Genomic DNA, 18,707 nt, shown 5'->3' on the forward strand with positions numbered 1-18,707 from the left:
CGCTGGCCGTCAGGACGGGCAACCGTATGGAAGAAAAACCCCGATCAGTCGGGGTTATTCTGTGGACTACAGTCGACCTCAAGGGTTCTATTTTTCTTCAGCAGGCCTTCGCCCGGGTCACGCGATCCACCAGATAGACCAGCCCGTGGTAGTCGATTCCGCCATGTTGCGTCAGGCCGATTTCACAGGTGCGGCTGGTGGAAATCCCCTCGCTGCAATGCTGCACGGCATCCTTGAGCGTGCGCAGCGAATGGCTGTTCAGTTCCGGCGTGGTGAAGCCCTTGTCGCCGGCAAACCCACAGCAGTGAATGCCTTCCGGGATCACCACGTTGTTGCTGCATCTGCGCGCCAGATCAATCAACGCCTGGCTTTCGCCCAGATGCTGCGTGCTGCAGGTCACGTGTACGGCAATCGGCGCGTCTTGCGGGGTGAAGTCGAGTCGATCGAGAAGGTGCGTACGGATGAAGCGCACCGGGTCGTACAGATCCAGGCGGGTTTCTCCTACGTCCTGAACCAGTTGCAACGTGCACGGGCTGGTGTCGCAGTAGATCGGATCGAGCCCGCCGCGACTGGCATGGAGCAATGCGCTGATCAGTTCCTGACGCTTGTGTTCGGCCTGTTCGGCGTAGCCTTTTGAGGCGAAAGGCTGACCGCAGCAGAGGTTGTCCTGGTTGTCCGGAAAGACCACTTGGTAACCGGCCTTTTCCAGCAATCCACGGGTTTTGTCGTAGAGCGACATTTGCTCTTTATCACCCGCCGCCGGGCCCATGACTCGCGAGACACACGCGGCCAGATAGACCACACGCGGGCGTTCGTCCGACACGCTGGGGCTGAAGCGAATCGCTTTTTCCGGTTGCGGCATCGCATTCGTCCACAGCGGCACCTGGCCCTTGGACAGGCGCGTAATTGTTGCCGAAAGTTTCGCCAGACGCGGTGCGCCGAGCAGCATCCGCGCGCCGTTGGCTACGTGCAGGGTGAAGCGTGCACCTTGCAGGGTCTTGGCGAAATTTCCTTCGATCCAGTCGGCGGTTTTCTGATGCGTCGCGTGTCGGCCACGGAGCTTTTTCACCAGCTCACCGGTATTGATGCCTACCGGGCAACGTTGTGCGCACAGGCCGGTGGCGGCGCAGGTGTCGATGCCTTGGTACTCGTAGGCTTCTTCCAGTTCGCGGGTCTCGACACCGGCACGTTTCTTCGCCTGAATATCGCGCCAGATGACGATGCGCTGGCGCGGGCTCAGGGTCAGGCCTTTTGACGGACAGACCGGTTCGCAGAAGCCGCACTCGATGCACTTATCGACAATCTCGTCGGCCGCCGGCAGCGGCTTCAGATGTTTGAGGTGGATCTGCGGATCTTCGCTGAGCACCACGTCCGGGTTAAGAATGCCGTTAGGGTCGAGCAGACGTTTGAGCTGCCACATCAGTTGATAGGCGTCGCTGCCCCATTCCAGTTCCACGAACGGCGCCATGTTGCGGCCGGTGCCGTGTTCGGCTTTCAGCGAGCCGCCGAATTCCACCGCGACCAGTTGCGCGACGTCATCCATGAACGCTTGATAGCGTGCGACTTCTTCCGGGTTGTTGAAGCCTTGGGTGAAGACGAAGTGCAGGTTGCCTTCCAGCGCGTGTCCGAAAAGGATCGCTTCGTCGTAGGCATGTTTGTCGAACAACTCGATCAGGCGATTGACGCCGATCGCCAGTTGTTCGACCGGGAAGGTCACGTCTTCGATGATCACCGTGGTGCCGGTTTTGCGCACGGCGCCGACAGCGGGGAAGGTGTCCTTGCGGATCGCCCAGAGCTTGGCGTTCTCGGCGGGGTCTTCGGTGAAGTCGACCTGCTTCTCCACCGGGAAACCGCTGAGCGACGCCATGATCTGCGCCAGCTGTTCCTGCAGCAAAGTGGAAGAGGCGGCGCGGGATTCGATCAGCAGCGCGCAGGCATTGTTCGACAGCTGTTGTACGAAAGCGGGCATGCCGGGTTTGTCTTGCACCGAGCGCAGGCTGCGTCGATCCAGCAGTTCTACGGCTGACACCGGTTGGCTTTTCAACACGGTGACGGCGTTGCAGCAGGTCTCCACATTCGGAAACACGATCAGCGCCGAGGCCTTGTTCGGGTGATCGATCACGGTGTCATAGGTCACTGCGCTGATGAAGCCGAGGGTGCCTTCGGAGCCGACCAGCAGGTGGCTCAAGATATCCACAGGCTCATCGAAATCCACCAAGGCATTCAGAGACAGGCCGGTGGTATTTTTCAGACGGTATTTGTGGCGGATTCTTGCAGCCAGTTCGGTGTTGGCGCGGGTCTCGCGACCTAAAGTCGCCAAGCGCTCAAGCAGATTGCCGTGGCTGGCGCGGAATGCCGCGACACTTGCAGCGTCTTCGGTATCCAGACGCGTGCCATCGGCCAGCACCAGGCGAATCCCGGCCAGCGTGTGATAGGTGTTTTGCGCGGTGCCGCAGCACATTCCGCTGGCGTTGTTGGCGACGATGCCGCCAATCTTGCAGGCGTTGATCGACGCCGGATCCGGGCCGATCTTGCGCCCGAACGGTGCCAGCCAAGCGTTGGCTTGTGCGCCGATCACGCCCGGCTGCAGGCGAATCTGCATGCCTTGGCCACGAATCTCGCGGGCGTTCCAGTTATCCCCAAGCACGATCAAAACAGAATCGCTGATCGCCTGACCGGAAAGGCTGGTGCCGGCCGCACGGAAGGTCACCGGGACATGGTCGCGTTGAGCCAGTTTCAGCAGGGCCACGACTTCGTCTTCCGATTCGACGCGAATCACTAGTTGCGGAATTAGTCGATAAAAACTCGCATCGGTGCCGAAAGCCAGCGTCGATAACGGATCATCAAAACGGCGCTCCGCCGGAATCAGTTGTTGCGCATCACGCAGGAAATTCACCGGAAGCGTCATTGGTCCTCCAGGATCAGTACCACTAAGTCTTTCGGTCCGTGGGCGCCATAGGCCAGCACTTGTTCGATGTCGGCGGTTTTCGAAGGGCCGGACACCAGCAATGCGTTGGTCGGCATGCCTTGTGCCCATTCGAACTCCTGCTGCACCTGATAAAAGTTGTCGCGGATTTCGCTGGCCTTGAGCAGGGCGAAATGCACCGGTGGTACCAGACTCATCAGCCGTGGTTCCTCGCGGGTTGGCCACATGATGAGGCTGCCGGTAGCGGCGATCGCGCCAAGGGTGCCGGTGAGGCTGGCCGGCGTGTCGTTGAACAGCTCGGCTTTCCATTCTTCCATCGGCCGGTCGTAGGATTTCAGCGTCGGCAGCTCGGGATTGTTCACCCAGTGCTGAACGATTTTCTGCCCGTGCGCTGTAGTCGGTGCGATCAACAGGCTCGGCAGCTGACGGTCACGCAGCAATTGCGCGAGCAACGCTGGCCACTCTTCGCCCGAGGTCAGGTGGATTTCGGTGTGCACTGCTTCCATCAATTTGCGCAGTTGCGGGATGCGTTGTTCGGCGCTGTAGGTGTAAGGCTGCGTCACCAGATCGACGTCGAAGTCGTCGGCAATCGGCGCTGTGCCAGTCAGACTTTTCCGCAGCTTGCCGAGGATATTTTGCTTGGCGCTCATCAGCGGTCTCCCTGTTTGGCCAGATGCTCGCGGGCCATGTCGTGCAGCGAGCGCGCGGCGGGTTTTGGCGCACTGTGGTTTTGCGTCCACGGGCCGACGTTACTCGGAGTCAGGGCACGCAGGCGCGTGGCGAAGAATCCGAACAATCGATACAAGGTTGGCGAGCTGTTGAGCTTGGCCCAGGCGTTCCAGATAAAGCGTTCCTTGCGCGAATACTTGCTGCCCTGACCGCGCATCACTTGATTCGGGCTGTCCGGGGCTTTGACGTTTTCTTCGCGCAGGCGCCGCAGGATCGCCGGGATCGGAATTTTTACCGGACACACTTCACCGCAGGCACCGCACAGCGACGAAGCACTCGGGTGATCCGGAACCTTGGCCAAGCCGACCATGTGCGGGGTGATGATTTTGCCGATCGGCCCCGGATACACCTCGCCATAGGTGTGGCCGCCGACGCGGGTATAGACCGGGCAATGGTTCATGCAAGCGCCGCAGCGAATGCAGTTCAAGGTCTGGCGCAATTCACTGTCGGCGAAAGCCTGGCTGCGACCATTGTCGAGCAGGACCAGATGCACTTCCTGCGGGCCGTCGAGTTCGTGTTCCTTACGCGGGCCGGAGATCATGTTGACGTAAGTGGTGATCGGAATGCCCAGCGCCGAGCGCGTCAGCAGTGACAGCAGCGGCACCACGTCACGCAGGTTTTCCACAACCTTTTCGATGCCGGTGACGGCGATGTGCACCGGCGGCACGGTGGTGGTCATGCGCCCGTTGCCTTCGTTTTCCACCAGCAGCAGGGTGCCGGTTTCGGCGACGGCGAAGTTGACACCGGAGACGCCGATGTCCGCTTCGAAGAATTTCTGCCGCAGGACTCTGCGACCGATTTGAATGAGTTGGTCAACGTCCTTGGTGTATTCCACGCCAAGTTTGTCGTGGAACAAGGACGCGACCTGACCGGCATTCTTGTGGATCGCCGGCATAATGATGTGTGAAGGCTTCTCGTGGTCGAGCTGGACGATGTATTCCCCCATATCGGACTCCAGACATTCAATGTCCCGAGCCTCGAGGAAATGGTTCATCTCCATCTCTTCGCTGACCATCGATTTGCCCTTGATCACTTGCCGCGCCTCGTGAGCGCGGATGATCGATAAGACGATGCCATTGGCCTCGTCTACCGTTTCCGCCCAGTGCACTGTCACACCGTTGCGGGTCAGGTTCTGTTCCAGTTGCTCGAGCAGGTCGGGCAACTTGGACAGCGCGCGGGCCTTGATCGAATTGCCCAGTGCGCGCAAATGTTCTCTTTCGTGGGCATCACTGAAAGCGGCTGCCCGCTTGACCATCAGTGAATCCATCGCCGTGCGGAAGTTGTTCCGTAGCTGCTGATCGCCCAAGGCATTGTGTGCCCGGGTGCGGAAATCTTCTTCTACGGCGACCGTAGGAATAATCGCGGAAGTGCTCATTGCGCACCCCCGGTTCGTTGCCACAAGAAGCTGGCGAGATGTTGCCCGCGTAGCGCTTCTTTTTGTTTCTCTAATGCGCCGTTGATGTTCATCAAACAGCCACAGTCGGCGCTCAACACCTGATGCGCGCCGGAATCCTTCAACGCTTTGGTCTTGTCAGCCACCATCGCGCCGGAAATGTCTGGCATACGGACGCTGAATGTTCCGCCGAAGCCACAGCATTCGCTTTCGTGGTCGTGGTTGACGCGTTCCACGTTGCTCAACTGCGCCAACAACTCGCGGCCGTGCAGGTGGGTGTTCATTTCGCGACGTGCCGAACACGAAGTGTGCAGCGCGACTTTGACCGGCTCGCCGCTGTCCTTGAGCTGCACTTTGCAGACGAACAGCAGGAATTCGGCCAGTTCATAGGTGCGGGCCGCAAGGGCCTGAACCTGTTTCAACGTTTCCGGCTCGTCCTTGAACAAGTCGGCGTAATGCTCGCGCAGCATGCCAGCGCAGGAACCCGACGGCACCACCACCGGATAATCCCCGGCAAACAGCGCCAGTTGCGAGCGCGCTACCGTCCGCGCCTGCTCGGTGTAACCCGAGGTGTAGGCCGGTTGCCCGCAGCAACTTTGCCCTTGCGGATACTCGACCCGGATCCCTTCGCGCTCCAGCAAGTGGATCGCGTCCATCCCGGCTTCGGGGTAGAACAGATCGACCACGCACGTGCCGAACAGGTAGACCCGCGATGGTTTCTCGCTGGGGTATTGCCGAGGTTCGGGCAGTGGCGGGGCCACACGGGTCGCGTTTGGCACGGCGTTGTAAAAAAGCTCGCTCATCAGGCGTGTCTCCGGGTGGGCCCGGTTATCCGTCTGTGCGGCTGCTGAATATAAAGAGCGTTGCTTTCAGCAGCCTTACAGACCGGGTTGTGAATTGCTGACGCCGAAATCACGGATCGGCGTCGGTTTTTTCCATGCTTCTTGTAGGTTTAGTGCACCAGCATGCCGGTGAACCAGTAGGCCTGAGCCAGAGTGATCAGACCGACAATCGTTGCAAAGAATAGGCTGTGCTTGAGGGTGAAGCGGAACAGATCCGATTCCTTGCCCACCAGTCCGGTCGCGGCGCAGGCCACGGCGATCGATTGTGGCGAGATCATCTTGCCGGTCACGCCGCCGCTGGTATTGGCTGCCACTAGCAGAGTGTCATTGACGCCGATCTGGTGTGCCGTGGTCGCTTGCAGCGAACTGAACAGAGCATTCGACGATGTATCGGAACCAGTGAGGAACACACCGAGCCAGCCGAGGAATGGCGAGAAGAACGGGAACGCTGCGCCCGTACCGGCGAGTACCAGCGCCATGGTCGAAGACATGCCCGAGTAGTTGGTAACGAAGGCGAACGCCAGCACCATGCCGATCGACAGAATTGGCCAGCGCAGTTCGTAGAAGGTCTCTTTCAAAGTGGTCAGACCAGTTTTGAAGTTGATCTTCAGGACCAGCATCGAGATCAGCGCGGAGAAGAAAATCGCCGTGCCGGTCGCGGAAATCGGATCAAGTTTGAACACCGCCGGGATTGCCGTTGGAGCAGCCACGATCGGTGCGGTTTTGATCACCAACTGATCAAGGTGCGGGATCGCGAAGTTGAACACCCAGCTGTACATCGAGCCGCCAGCGGCGAACATCGCTTTGAAAGGCTTCAGGGTCCAGATGGTCACCAGCACGGTGAGGATCAGGAACGGCGACCACGCTTTGAAAATTTCCCCGAGGCTGTAAGGCGAAGCCACGGTGGTGCGCTTTTGACCGAAACCGCCGACGCTGGCGGTGATCGCTGCACTCGATGTGGCACCAGCGATTTGCGCACCTGCGGTGCGTTTCGGCTGCCAGACTTTCAGGAACAGGGTCAGGGAAATCAGGCTGGCCAGCGCCGAAGTGATGTCCGGCAGCTCCGGGCCGATGAAGTTCGAGGTGAAGTATTGCGTGATGGCAAAGCTCAGCCCCGCGACCAGTGCAGCCGGCCAGGTTTCGCGCACGCCGCGAAGGCCGTCCATCATGAACACCAGCCAGAACGGCACGAACAACGACAGCAGTGGCAGTTGGCGACCGGTCATGGCGCCGATCTTGAACGCATCGATCCCGGTGACTTGACCGGCAACAATGATCGGAATCCCCAGTGCACCGAACGCAACCGGTGCGGTGTTGGCGATCAGGCACAGGCCAGCGGCGTACAGCGGGTTGAAGCCCAAGCCGACGAGAAGTGCCGCAGTAATCGCCACGGGCGCGCCGAAACCGGCGGCACCTTCCAGAAATGCACCGAAGCAGAAACCGATCAGCAGTACTTGCAGGCGCTGGTCGTCAGTAATCGATAACACCGAACTGCGAATGACCTCGAACTGACCACTTTTGACCGTCAGTTTGTAGAGGAACACCGCCGCGACAATGATCCAGGCAATCGGCCACAGACCGTAGGCGAAACCATAACCGGCAGCGGCGAAGGCCATGTCGACCGGCATCTGGAACGCGAAGATTGCTACGGCAATCGACAGGGCGAGGGTGATGCTCCCGGCCACATGGCCCTTGAGGCGGAACACCGCCAATGCGAGGAAAAAGAACACGATGGGGATGACGGCCGCGAGTGCGGATACGCCGAGACTGCCGAGCGGGCTGTAGAGCTGTTGCCAGGTTTGCATATGGGGTGGCCCCTAATTGTTGTTGGTCAGGCACTGTCAGCGTTCTTGGATAATTGGTAAGACCAATTTACAATCGCTGTTGGCTAGGGTAAAAGCCTTGATGTCGGTGTGTCAATTTGTCGCCCTGAAACTTTTGTCGAACAAGCGGTGCAGAGCGCATCTGATCCGGTTTCGGCAAGTGGCGTCTGGTAGGTGTCGGCAAGGCGCCGATAGGCCAGAATAGAGAGCCCGGCGAGCGGTCGGGATCGTGGAGAAATGAGCTATGGGGTTTGATCAGATACGTCAGCGCCGTTTGTCTGACGACATTGTCGAGCGACTCGAGGGGATGATCCTTGAGGGCACGCTGAAGTCCGGTGAGCGGCTGCCGGCGGAGCGCACGCTGGCTGAGCAATTTGGCGTATCACGGCCGTCGCTACGCGAAGCGATTCAGAAACTCGCGGCGAAAGGCTTGCTGGTCAGTCGCCAGGGCGGCGGCAATTATGTGGTCGAGAGCCTGGGCTCAACGTTCAGTGATCCGCTGCTGCAGTTGCTCGAAAGCAACCCCGAGGCACAACGCGATCTACTGGAATTTCGACACACTCTGGAGGCATCGTGTGCCTATTACGCAGCATTGCGCGCGACCGATGTTGATCGCGAGCGGCTGACGGCGGCGTTCGAAGAGTTGCAGGATTGTTATTCACGCCATGACGAAGTGAGTCGGGCTGAGGAGGGCGCGGCGGATGCGAAATTTCATCTGGCGATTGCCGAGGCCAGTCATAACGCCGTGCTGTTGCACACCATTCGAGGGCTGTTCGATCTGCTTAAGCGCAACGTCGTCACCAACATCGGCGGCATGTACAAGCAGCGCACGGAAACCCGCGACATGCTGATTACCCAGCATCGGGAATTGTATCTGGCGATTATCGAAGGTCGTGCGGAGCAGGCGCGAGAAGTCTCCAGCCGACATATTTTGTATGTGCAGGAAGTGCTGGAAGAGGTGCGGCAGGAAGTTCAGCGCATGGCTCGGGCGGAGCGGCGCAAGGGGATGTGATCAGTTATTTCTGCGTTGATGCTGCAATAGCTTTCGCGAGCAGGCTCGCTCCCACAATTGGAATGCATTCCAAGGTGGGAGCGACGGTGCGACGATTCGACCTGCTCGCGAATACGCTCTAAAGGCAGAGAAAATTAATCTTCCTTGCCCTTGTTGCGCACTGCGCGCTGCAGCTCACGGCCGGCATCGCGCTCGCGCTCGGTGTCACGCTTGTCGTATTCCTTCTTGCCCTTGCCCAGAGCGATCTCGCACTTGACCATGTGCTTGCTCCAGTACCAGGACAGGCAGACGCAGGCGTAACCCTTTTGCTGCACCATCGCGGCAAGCTTTTCCAGCTCGCGGCGGTTGAGCAGCAATTTGCGTGTGCGCACCGGGTCAGCGATGACGTGGGTGCTTGCGGTCATCAGAGGGGTGATGTGGCTGCCGAGCAACCACGCTTCGCCATCCTTGAGCAGGACATAGCTGTCGACCAGCTGTAGCTTGCTTGCCCGCAGACTTTTTACTTCCCAGCCGGCCAGGACCAGACCAGCCTCGAACTTATGCTCGATGAAGTAATCGTGTCGCGCCTTTTTGTTCTGCGCGATGGTCCCTGTTGGGTGTTTCTTCTGTTTAGCCATAGGGGCGGCATTATATGGAGATAAACGGCTGTCGGCTACGGTGATGCTGCGTGCTTGAGCAGGTTGAGTGAATCCCGGACAATGCGGCCTCTTTTCTAACGCTTGGGCGTGATAAACGATGTCGACAGACAAGGTTTCTGTCCACGGCAGTTGGGCTAGCCGCTGGGTATTCATACTCGCCGCGACCGGTTCGGCCGTGGGACTGGGTAGTATCTGGAAGTTCCCCTACATGGTCGGGGTCTACGGCGGCGGTGCGTTTGTACTGATGTTTCTGGCGTGCATCGCACTGATCGGCATCCCGGTCATGCTCGCTGAAACCCTGATCGGCCGGCGCGCCCGGCAAAGTCCGGCGAACGCCTTGAAGGTGCTGGCGCTGGAAGCCGGGCACTCGGGCAAATGGTCGTGGGGGGCATTTGCCGGGATGATCACGGCGTTGCTGATCCTGTCTTTCTATAGTGTGGTCGGCGGCTGGTCGCTGGACTACATCGTCGACATGGGCCGCGGTGATTTCCAGGGCGCCACGGCCGATCAGGTCGGTGCGTATTTCGGTAATGTCATCTCCGATCCATGGCGCCTGACACTTTGGCACACGATTTTCATGCTGCTGTCGGCCTTCGTCATCGCCAAAGGCGTGGTCGCCGGGCTTGAGCGCAGCCTGCGCATCATGATGCCGCTGCTGTTTGTGATGATTCTGGTGTTGTTGGGTTACAGCATGACCACCGGGCATTTCATGGAAGGCGTGCATTTCATGTTCGACTTCCACCCGGAAAAAGTTCTCGACGGCTTGTTGCCAGCGATGGGGCACGCGTTCTTCTCGCTGAGCGTTGGTGTCGGCTCGATCATGATCTACGGCGCTTACATGCCGAAGAGTTCGTCGTTGTCGGGCACGGTTGTCGGTGTAGCACTGCTGGACACCTTTGTGTCGCTGGTCGCCGGTCTGGCCTTGTTCCCTATTGTGTTTGCCGGTGACCTGAATCCTAGTGAAGGGCCTGGCCTGATGTTCGTCAGCCTGCCATTTGCCTTTGGTAACGTGGCTTTCGGTCAGTTGATGGGCGTGGTGTTCTTTGTGCTGGTGGCGATTGCGGCATGGAGTTCGGCGATCTCCCTTCTGGAGCCGATGGTTGCCTATCTGGTTGAGCGCACGAAAGTCAGTCGCGCATGGGTGACTTTCTGGCTGGCGTTCATCTGCTGGTTCGTCGGTCTGGGCACGGTGTTCTCCTTCAATATCTGGAAGGAAGCCAAATTTTTCGTGAACGAAGGCGGGATGTTCCACCTCTACCAATGGGGTGCGCAGAGCGGTCTGGACTTCTTTGGCGTGATCGATTTCTTCACCTCGCGGATCATGTTGCCGCTCGGTGGCCTGTGTTTTGTGCTGTTTGCCGGATGGGTGATGGGGCGTGAAGCGGTACGCGACGAGTTGTCGATCCGCAACCCGGCACTGTTTGCCCTGTCTTTGTTCTTGATGCGCTACGTGGCGCCCATCGGCATTCTTGTAGTGTTTGCCGCTCAGCTCTGGAAGTAACGCTCACATGACGACACATATTCAACGCTCAGCACTGCTGCCATACCCGGCGCAATTCCTCTACGACCTCGTCAATGACGTGGCGCGTTACCCGGAATTTCTGCCGTGGTGCTCTTCGGCTGAGGTGCTGGAAAGCTCGCCGGAACATATGCGCGCCAGTGTCGGCGTGGCCAAGGGCGGGCTCAGTCAACATTTTGTGACGCGTAATACGCTGGTGCCGGGGCAGTCGATCGAAATGAACCTGGAAGAAGGGCCGTTCAATCAGTTGCACGGTGTCTGGGTGTTCAAGGTGTTGAACGAGAAGGCCTGCAAGATCAGTCTGGATCTGTCGTTCGATTACGCCGGGCCGCTGGTGCGCGCGACGTTGGGGCCGCTGTTCAATCAGGCGGCCAATACGCTGGTGGACGCGTTCTGCCAGCGCGCCAAGCAGATGCATGGTTGAGTCGGTGATCGAGATAGAGGTGGTATACGCGGCCGTGGATCGTCAGGTATTGCGCTCATTCAGCGTCAATGAAGGCGCGACGGTGCGGGCTGCGGTGTTTGTATCGGGTATTGGTAGCGAGTTTCCTGAGCTGAATCTGGCGGAGTGTCCGTTGGGTATCTTCGGCAAAGTGGTGGCTGACCCGGATACGCGGGTGATTGAGGCAGGGGAGCGCATCGAGATTTATCGTCCATTGCTGGCCGATCCGAAAGAGGTACGACGCTTGCGGGCCGCCAAGGCTGCCGAAGCCAAAGCGCGAAACGCGTAAAAAGCCAAATCGCAGGCAATAAAAAACCCGGAATTTCCGGGTTTTTTATTGCGTCGCAAATTATTGCGGCGAGGTGTCCAGCGGCTCTGGTGTCGGAACCGGAACGGTTTCTACACCATCGACGTCCTTCTGGATCTGATCCAGCAAGGAACCTGGCTTGACCGGTTTTTCCGGTTTTGGCTTCTCGGCGTTTTCAGCAGGAGCGGTCACGGTCGTGCCATTGTCCTTGCCGAGAATGGCTTCATCACGGCTTACGCCCGGCATAAAGTCACCGGACAGGCTGACAAGCTGGTCGTTTGAGTTGAAAATAACGCTGACGCGTTCCTGTTGGCGTTCACCGCCACCCGGTTGCAGGCTGTACAGATAATCCCAGCGATCGGCATGGAACGTGTCGACAAGCAGAGGGTTACCCATGATAAACCGTACTTGCGGCCGGGTCATTCCCGGGCGTAACTGGTCTATCATGTCCTGCGTGACGACATTGCCCTGCTGGATGTCGATTTTGTAAACCCCGGGGAATGAACAACCGGCGAGTGCGAGCAGTCCCACAAAGGTGAAACTGGTTAGCAAGAGCTTGGTGTTTTGCATCGGTGGGCGACTTCCACTATCTTGGCTGGGACAACGTAAACGCCGATCATACCCGCATTAAGAGAAGCTGCGAAGCAGCATCGCGAGAAAGCTGACCATGGTTGAAAATAGCGAACTACGCAAAGCCGGCCTCAAAGTGACCCTGCCACGGGTCAAGATCCTGCAAATGCTCGACTCTACCGAGCAGCGTCACATGAGTGCCGAGGACGTCTACAAGGCGTTGATGGAAGCTGGCGAGGACGTCGGTCTGGCCACGGTTTACCGTGTTCTGACCCAGTTCGAAGCCGCTGGCCTCGTGGTCCGTCACAACTTCGACGGCGGCCACGCGGTATTCGAGTTGGCCGACGGTGGCCACCATGACCATATGGTCAACGTGGAAACCGGTGAAGTCGTCGAATTCGTCAGCCCGGAAATCGAAAAGCTCCAGAAGGCAATTGCCGAGGAGCACGGTGTTGATCTGGTAGATCACAACCTGGTGCTGTACGTGCGCAAGAAAAAGTAAGCATGTCGCGCGAATTTCACATTCGCGAAACGAACGAAGGCGACCCAAGGGTCGCCTTCGTGCTTTCTGTCGTTGTCAAACTTTGGCGGTGACGACCATTTTTTTCGCGTGAGCCAGGGACTCCTTGGTCAGATCGATGCCGCCGAGCATGCGCGCCACTTCTTCTATACGGTCGTTCTTGCTCAGTTTGGAGACGGCAGTGTGGGTCGCCTCTTCACCGCGCACTTTGTGCACAAACAAATGCTGATGACCCTGCGCTGCCACTTGCGGCAAGTGCGTCACGGTCAATACCTGGCCGCGATCGCCGAGACGGCGCAACAGTTGGCCGACAATTTCTGCGGTCGGCCCACCGATGCCGACGTCCACTTCGTCGAATACCAATGTCGGAACGCGGGATGTCTGCGCGGTGATCACCTGAATCGCCAGGCTGATCCGTGACAGCTCGCCGCCGGAAGCGACTTTTGCCAGCGCCTTTAGCGGTTGGCCCGGGTTGGCGCTGACCAGTAATTCGACCTGTTCCAGTCCGTTGGGCAGCAGTTCATCGCTGCTGTTGGCCTTCAATTCGATAGTGAAGCGACCACCCGGCATGCCCAGTCGTTGAATTTCCTGCTCAACCGCACTGGCGAGACTGCCGGCAGCCTGATGCCGCAAATCGCTCAGTTCTCGCGCCTTCTCTTGATAGTGGCGGGCATACGAGGCCAGCTCATCACCCAGGCGCTCGATGGATTCGTCGTTGGCGTTGAGGGTTTCGATCTCATCCAGCAGTTTCTGCTGCATTTCACCCACTTCGGTGGGTTGAATCCGATGCTTGCGTGCCAGCGTGTAGATCGCGTCGAGACGCTCTTCCAGGTATTGCAGGCGCGCCGGATCGGCATCGAAGTTATCGAGGAAACGATTGAGTTCACCGACGGCCTCTTCGACCTGGATCTGCGCGCTGGTCAGCAAACTGCTGGCTTCGCCCAGTGCGCCAACGGAATTGTTCACGCTCGACAGGCGGTTGAGGCTGGCAGTCAGTGCATTCAATACATTGCCGGAATCGCTTTCGCTGCATTGTTCGACCACTTGCCGACAAATGCCTAGCAGGGTCTCGGCGTTGGTCAGGTTTTTGTGTTCCTGCTCCAGTTGCTCCAGCTCGTTATCACCGAGACCGAGGTTTTCCAGCTCTTCGAGCTGATAGCTGAGCAATTGGTGGCGCGCGCGTTGTTCATCACCGGAGTTGGAGAGGCGCTCGAGTTCCTGGCGAGTCTGGCGCCAGCGCTGGGCGGCGAGTTGAACCTGGCGGGCCAGATCGGTAGCGCCGGCGTACTCGTCCAGCAAGCGGCGATGAGTATCGGTTTTCAGCAGGGACTGATGTTCATGCTGGCTGTGGATATCGATCAGCAATTCGCCCAGCGACTTGAGGTCACCGAGTGGGCAAGGGGTGCCATTGATGTAGCCGCGCGAACGACCTTCCGACGTGATCACCCGGCGCAGGATGCACGGGCCATCAGTCTCCAGGTCACGCTCGGCCAGCCAAAGGCTGGCTTCAGGGATGTCGGCCAGATCGAAAGTCGCGAGGATATCGGCTTTGTCGGCGCCGGGACGAACCACGCCGCTGTCGGCGCGATCGCCAAGAGTCAGTCCCAGCGCGTCGAGCATGATCGACTTGCCGGCGCCGGTTTCCCCTGTGATCACGCTCATCCCGCGATCGAGTTCGAGATCGAGATGTTCAACGATGGCGTAGTTGTGTACGGACAGGTGCACCAGCATAAAGGCCGCTCCCAGGCTTTAGGTCTGGTTATTTATACAGTGTTTTGTTTCAGGCTGACAATGCCCGCCCTTAGCTCGATTTGCTTGAACTTCAAATCTGCTTAGCGCATTGAGGAATGAAGATTCGACACTTTTTTGTAGGGTTAATGTTTGCAGGCCCTTGAAGCCTGATTTTGCGGCCCCATATATCGGGGCAGAAGCGCGAGTCAGGCTCGCGGACGAAATTGAAAGGAGAATTCTATGGCTGACGAACAGACAGTAGATACGCAAAACCCAGAAGCCAATCAGGCGCCCGAAGGTTCGGGTGATGACCTGGCGACCCGTGTACAAGTGCTCGAAGAGCAGTTGGCCGCCGCGCAGGATCAATCTCTGCGTGTTGCTGCCGATCTGCAGAACGTCCGTCGCCGTGCTGAGCAGGACGTCGAGAAGGCGCACAAGTTTGCCCTGGAAAAATTCGCTGGCGACCTGTTGCCGATCGTCGACAGCCTGGAGCGCGGCCTCGAGCTGTCGAACCCGGACGACGAAAGCATTCGTCCGATGCGTGAAGGCATCGAGCTGACGCTGAAAATGTTCCACGACACGCTCAAGCGTTATCAGCTGGAAGCGATCGACCCGCATGGCGAACCGTTCAACGCCGTTCAGCATCAGGCGATGGCCATGCAAGAAAGCGCCGACGTAGAACCGAACAGCGTTCTGAAGGTGTTCCAGAAGGGCTACCAGCTCAACGGCCGCCTGCTGCGTCCGGCCATGGTTGTGGTCAGCAAGGCGCCTGCGCCAATTTCGCCTTCGATTGACGAGAAGGCTTGAAATTAGCCGCAAGGCCCCCATTTAGAAGTCAAGCGTTTAAGTATTACCGCAGTCAGCCACCACTACTGCGGCAAAAAAATCCAAAGTTTCGGGAGAGTTAACATGGGCAAAATTATCGGTATCGACCTGGGGACTACCAACTCCTGCGTCTCCGTGCTGGAAAACGGCAAAGCAAAAGTTATCGAAAACGCTGAAGGCGCGCGTACCACGCCGTCGATCATCGCTTACGCCAACGATGGTGAAATCCTGGTAGGTCAGTCGGCCAAGCGTCAGGCTGTAACCAACCCGCACAACACCCTGTACGCAGTTAAGCGTCTGATCGGTCGTCGTTTCGACGAAGAAGTTGTGCAGAAAGACATCCAGATGGTCCCTTACAAGATCGTCAAGGCTGACAACAACGACGCCTGGGTTGAAGTGAACGGCCAGAAAATGGCACCGCCACAAATCTCGGCTGAAATTCTGAAGAAGATGAAGAAGACCGCCGAAGACTACCTCGGCGAGACCGTGACCGAAGCGGTGATCACCGTTCCGGCCTACTTCAACGACAGCCAGCGTCAGGCGACCAAAGACGCCGGCCGCATCGCTGGTCTGGACGTAAAACGTATCATCAACGAACCAACCGCAGCCGCTCTGGCTTACGGTATGGACAAGGCCAAGGGCGATCACACCGTGATCGTTTATGACCTGGGTGGCGGTACGTTCGACGTTTCCGTGATCGAGATCGCTGAAGTTGATGGCGAGCACCAGTTCGAAGTTCTGGCCACCAACGGTGACACGTTCCTCGGCGGTGAAGACTTTGACATTCGTCTGATCGACTACCTCGTTGACGAATTCAAGAAAGAAAGCGGCATGAACCTCAAAGGTGATCCGCTGGCCATGCAGCGCCTGAAAGAAGCCGCTGAGAAAGCCAAGATCGAGCTGTCGTCCGCTCAGTCGACCGACGTCAACCTGCCGTACATCACTGCAGACGCGACCGGTCCTAAGCACCTGAACGTGAAGATCTCGCGTGCCAAGCTCGAAGCACTGGTTGAAGACCTGGTTCAGCGCACCATCGAACCTTGCCGCATCGCCATGAAAGATGCCGGTCTGGACGTTGGCGCGATCAACGACGTGATTCTGGTCGGTGGTCAGACCCGTATGCCGCTGGTACAGAAGCTGGTGACCGATTTCTTCGGTAAAGAAGCTCGCAAAGACGTTAACCCGGACGAAGCTGTTGCCATGGGTGCTGCGATTCAGGGTGCTGTTCTGGCCGGTGACGTGAAAGACGTTCTGCTGCTCGACGTCAGCCCGCTGACCCTGGGTATCGAAACCATGGGCGGCGTGATGACCGCGCTGATCGAGAAAAACACCACGATTCCTACCAAGAAATCGCAAGTGTTCTCGACTGCCGACGACAACCAGGGCGCTGTGACCATTCACGTGCTGCAGGGCGAGCGTAAGCAAGCCACTCAGAACAAGTCCTTGGGCAAGTTCGACCTGGCCGACATTCCACCTGCTCCACGTGGCGTGCCACAGATCGAAGTGACCTTCGACATCGACGCTAACGGCATCCTGCACGTTGGTGCGAAAGACAAGGCTACCGGCAAGACCCAGTCGATCGTGATCAAGGCCAACTCCGGTCTGTCCGACGAAGAAATCGAGCGCATGGTGCGTGACGCCGAAGCCAACGCTGAGGAAGACCGCAAGTTCGAAGAGCTGGCCGCTGCCCGTAACCAGGGTGACGCACTGGTTCACTCGACGCGCAAAATGATTGCTGACGCGGGCGACAAAGTCACCGCCGAAGAGAAGACTGCGATCGAAGCCGCTGTGGTTGCTCTGGAAGCCGCTGTCAAAGGCGACGACAAGGCTGCTATCGAAGCGAAGGTTGAAGAGCTGTCGAAAGTCTCCGCTCCGGTTGCTCAGAAGATGTACGCCGAACAGGCTCAGCCAGCTGATGGCGCAGCCCCGCAAGGCGAATCGGCTGAGAAGGCTGACGACGTTGTCGATGCAGAGTTCGAAGAAGTCAAAGACCACAAGTAAGTTGTTGGTCGGCCGGTTGACTGCCTTCAGGCAGTGACTGGTAGGATGTCGCCGCGCGGGAGCTAGCTCCCGCGTTGGCGTATCTGGAATACGCGAATTTTTACAGCATGCGACAAGGTTCGGATGTTGGCGGTATGGCCGGGAATGCTCCTGCTTTTCGTGCCGAAAGTACCGCAAGAAACAAAGACCAGGATCGTTGAATTGACGTGAGTTGGGTCCGGGCCTGTATTGGGGCTCAACGAGTTTGGCCATCCTCAGGAGGGGTTTGCCGAACGTCCTCAAGAGTGCAGAAGACTTATGGCAAAACGTGACTATTACGAAGTGTTGGGTGTTGAGCGCGGCTCAAGCGATGCGGACCTGAAGAAGGCTTACCGTCGTCTGGCGATGAAGCACCACCCGGACCGTAATCCCGATGACAAAGCGTCGGAAGAAATGTTCAAAGAGGCCAATGAGGCCTATGAAGTGCTGTCCGACTCGAGCAAGCGTGCGGCGTACGATCAGTACGGCCATGCTGGTGTCGACCCGAGCATGGGTGGCGGTGGCGCCGGTTTCGGCGGTCAGAACTTCTCGGACATCTTTGGTGATGTCTTCAGTGATTTCTTCGGTGGCGGTCGCGGTGGTTCTCGTGGCGGCGCTCAGCGTGGCAGCGACTTGCGCTACACCTTGGAGCTGAACCTGGAAGAAGCGGTGCGCGGTACGTCGGTGAATATCCGCGTTCCGACACTGGTCAACTGCAAGCCGTGCGACGGTTCGGGTGCCAAGAAAGGTTCCTCGCCTTCGACTTGCCCGACCTGTGGTGGCATTGGTCAGGTGCGCATGCAGCAGGGCTTCTTCTCGGTGCAGCAAACCTGCCCGCGTTGCCATGGCCAAGGCAAGATCATTTCCGATCCGTGCGACTCCTGCCACGGTGACGGTCGCGTCGAAGAGTACAAAACCCTGTCGGTCAAAGTGCCGGCTGGGGTCGATACCGGCGACCGCATTCGTCTGTCCGGCGAAGGCGAGGCGGGCACGCAGGGCGGTCCGACGGGCGACCTGTATGTGGTCATCAATGTCCGCGAGCACGATATTTTCCAGCGCGATGGCAAGCATCTGTTCTGCGAAGTGCCGATCAGCTTCGTCGATGCGGCGCTGGGCGGCGAGCTGGAAATTCCGACCCTCGACGGTCGCGTCAAACTGAAAATCCCTGAAGGCACCCAGACCGGCAAGCAGTTCCGCGTACGCGGCAAAGGCGTGGCGCCGGTACGTGGCGGCGGTGCGGGTGACTTGATGTGCCGTGTCGCGGTTGAAACGCCGGTCAATCTGAACCGTCGTCAGCGCGAACTGCTGGAAGAATTCCGCAGCTCGCTGGCGGACGACAATAGCCATTCGCCAAAAACCACCGGTTGGTTCGACGGTGTGAAGCGCTTCTTCGGCGATCTGTAAGGAGTCG

Annotated in this window: 16 protein-coding genes; 8 read left to right on the plus strand and 8 right to left on the minus strand. The window is 58.5% G+C overall.

Features of this window, described 5'->3' with window-relative positions; genetic code table 11:
• Nucleotides 1-97 precede the first annotated feature (97 nt).
• The 5 genes from VY732_RS03800 to VY732_RS03820 form a co-directional block, all read right to left on the minus strand.
• Entirely contained in the window at nucleotides 98-2,908 is a 2,811-nt protein-coding gene (locus VY732_RS03800; RefSeq protein ID WP_331694340.1) for an FAD-binding and (Fe-S)-binding domain-containing protein, read from the minus strand.
• A complete protein-coding gene (locus tag VY732_RS03805; RefSeq protein WP_331694342.1) occupies nucleotides 2,905-3,576 on the minus strand; it encodes a LutC/YkgG family protein in 672 nt (223 codons plus the stop codon). Before VY732_RS03805 ends, VY732_RS03800 begins: the two co-directional genes overlap by 4 nt.
• Nucleotides 3,576-5,030, minus strand: a complete 1,455-nt coding sequence (locus VY732_RS03810; protein WP_093435718.1) for a LutB/LldF family L-lactate oxidation iron-sulfur protein — start codon at nucleotides 5,028-5,030, stop codon at nucleotides 3,576-3,578. The genes VY732_RS03805 and VY732_RS03810 overlap by 1 nt, the downstream gene beginning before the upstream one ends.
• The gene (locus VY732_RS03815; RefSeq protein ID WP_253498894.1) at nucleotides 5,027-5,851 is read right to left on the minus strand and encodes a (Fe-S)-binding protein; all 825 of its coding nucleotides are present in this window, start codon (nucleotides 5,849-5,851) and stop codon (nucleotides 5,027-5,029) included. Before VY732_RS03815 ends, VY732_RS03810 begins: the two co-directional genes overlap by 4 nt.
• Before the next feature lie 149 nt (nucleotides 5,852-6,000).
• Nucleotides 6,001-7,695, minus strand: a complete 1,695-nt coding sequence (locus tag VY732_RS03820) for a lactate permease LctP family transporter (RefSeq protein ID WP_034154408.1) — start codon at nucleotides 7,693-7,695, stop codon at nucleotides 6,001-6,003.
• Nucleotides 7,696-7,957: 262 nt separating this feature from the next.
• Here VY732_RS03820 and VY732_RS03825 point away from each other — a divergent pair, with 262 nt between their 5' ends.
• Complete coding sequence (locus tag VY732_RS03825; RefSeq protein ID WP_007915207.1) at nucleotides 7,958-8,725, plus strand: FCD domain-containing protein; 768 nt, start codon at nucleotides 7,958-7,960, stop codon at nucleotides 8,723-8,725.
• A gap of 134 nt (nucleotides 8,726-8,859) precedes the next feature.
• On the opposite strand, the gene smpB is transcribed toward VY732_RS03825, so the two are convergent.
• Nucleotides 8,860-9,342 carry an SsrA-binding protein SmpB gene (gene smpB, locus VY732_RS03830; RefSeq protein ID WP_008088297.1) on the minus strand — a complete coding sequence of 161 codons (483 nt, stop codon included), beginning with the start codon at nucleotides 9,340-9,342 and terminating at the stop codon, nucleotides 8,860-8,862.
• 118 nt (nucleotides 9,343-9,460) lie between these two features.
• On the opposite strand from smpB, the gene VY732_RS03835 reads away from it, so the two are divergent.
• Genes VY732_RS03835 through VY732_RS03845 form a run of 3 tightly spaced genes read left to right on the plus strand, consistent with a single transcriptional unit; the run spans nucleotide 9,461 to nucleotide 11,613 of the window.
• Nucleotides 9,461-10,864 (plus strand): sodium-dependent transporter, encoded by a 1,404-nt coding sequence (locus tag VY732_RS03835; RefSeq protein WP_331694350.1) that lies wholly within the window; start codon nucleotides 9,461-9,463, stop codon nucleotides 10,862-10,864.
• Nucleotides 10,865-10,871: 7 nt separating this feature from the next.
• Nucleotides 10,872-11,306: a type II toxin-antitoxin system RatA family toxin gene (locus VY732_RS03840; RefSeq protein WP_016986510.1), complete on the plus strand. Its 435-nt coding sequence runs from the start codon at nucleotides 10,872-10,874 to the stop codon at nucleotides 11,304-11,306.
• Nucleotides 11,299-11,613: an RnfH family protein gene (locus VY732_RS03845; RefSeq protein WP_331694353.1), complete on the plus strand. Its 315-nt coding sequence runs from the start codon at nucleotides 11,299-11,301 to the stop codon at nucleotides 11,611-11,613. The genes VY732_RS03840 and VY732_RS03845 overlap by 8 nt, the downstream gene beginning before the upstream one ends.
• Before the next feature lie 60 nt (nucleotides 11,614-11,673).
• On the opposite strand, the gene VY732_RS03850 is transcribed toward VY732_RS03845, so the two are convergent.
• Nucleotides 11,674-12,201 (minus strand): outer membrane protein assembly factor BamE, encoded by a 528-nt coding sequence (locus VY732_RS03850; protein WP_123594493.1) that lies wholly within the window; start codon nucleotides 12,199-12,201, stop codon nucleotides 11,674-11,676.
• Between the two features lie 97 nt (nucleotides 12,202-12,298).
• Between VY732_RS03850 and fur the strand changes: the two genes are divergently transcribed.
• On the plus strand, nucleotides 12,299-12,703 hold the full coding sequence (fur, locus tag VY732_RS03855) for a ferric iron uptake transcriptional regulator (protein ID WP_003221515.1): 405 nt from the start codon (nucleotides 12,299-12,301) through the stop codon (nucleotides 12,701-12,703).
• A gap of 75 nt (nucleotides 12,704-12,778) precedes the next feature.
• On the opposite strand, the gene recN is transcribed toward fur, so the two are convergent.
• A complete protein-coding gene (gene recN / locus VY732_RS03860) occupies nucleotides 12,779-14,452 on the minus strand; it encodes a DNA repair protein RecN (protein ID WP_331694359.1) in 1,674 nt (557 codons plus the stop codon).
• A gap of 240 nt (nucleotides 14,453-14,692) precedes the next feature.
• Here recN and grpE point away from each other — a divergent pair, with 240 nt between their 5' ends.
• The 3 genes from grpE (at nucleotide 14,693) to dnaJ (ending at nucleotide 18,700) form a co-directional block, all read left to right on the plus strand.
• The gene (grpE, locus tag VY732_RS03865) at nucleotides 14,693-15,259 is read left to right on the plus strand and encodes a nucleotide exchange factor GrpE (protein ID WP_007915219.1); all 567 of its coding nucleotides are present in this window, start codon (nucleotides 14,693-14,695) and stop codon (nucleotides 15,257-15,259) included.
• Between the two features lie 102 nt (nucleotides 15,260-15,361).
• Complete coding sequence (gene dnaK, locus VY732_RS03870) at nucleotides 15,362-17,278, plus strand: molecular chaperone DnaK (protein ID WP_007915221.1); 1,917 nt, start codon at nucleotides 15,362-15,364, stop codon at nucleotides 17,276-17,278.
• 297 nt (nucleotides 17,279-17,575) lie between these two features.
• Nucleotides 17,576-18,700 carry a molecular chaperone DnaJ gene (dnaJ, locus tag VY732_RS03875; RefSeq protein WP_016986506.1) on the plus strand — a complete coding sequence of 375 codons (1,125 nt, stop codon included), beginning with the start codon at nucleotides 17,576-17,578 and terminating at the stop codon, nucleotides 18,698-18,700.
• Nucleotides 18,701-18,707: the final 7 nt, after the last annotated feature.

Source organism: Pseudomonas sp. ZY71 (genome assembly GCF_036542145.1).
Taxonomy (GTDB): Bacteria; Pseudomonadota; Gammaproteobacteria; order Pseudomonadales; family Pseudomonadaceae; genus Aquipseudomonas; species Aquipseudomonas koreensis_A.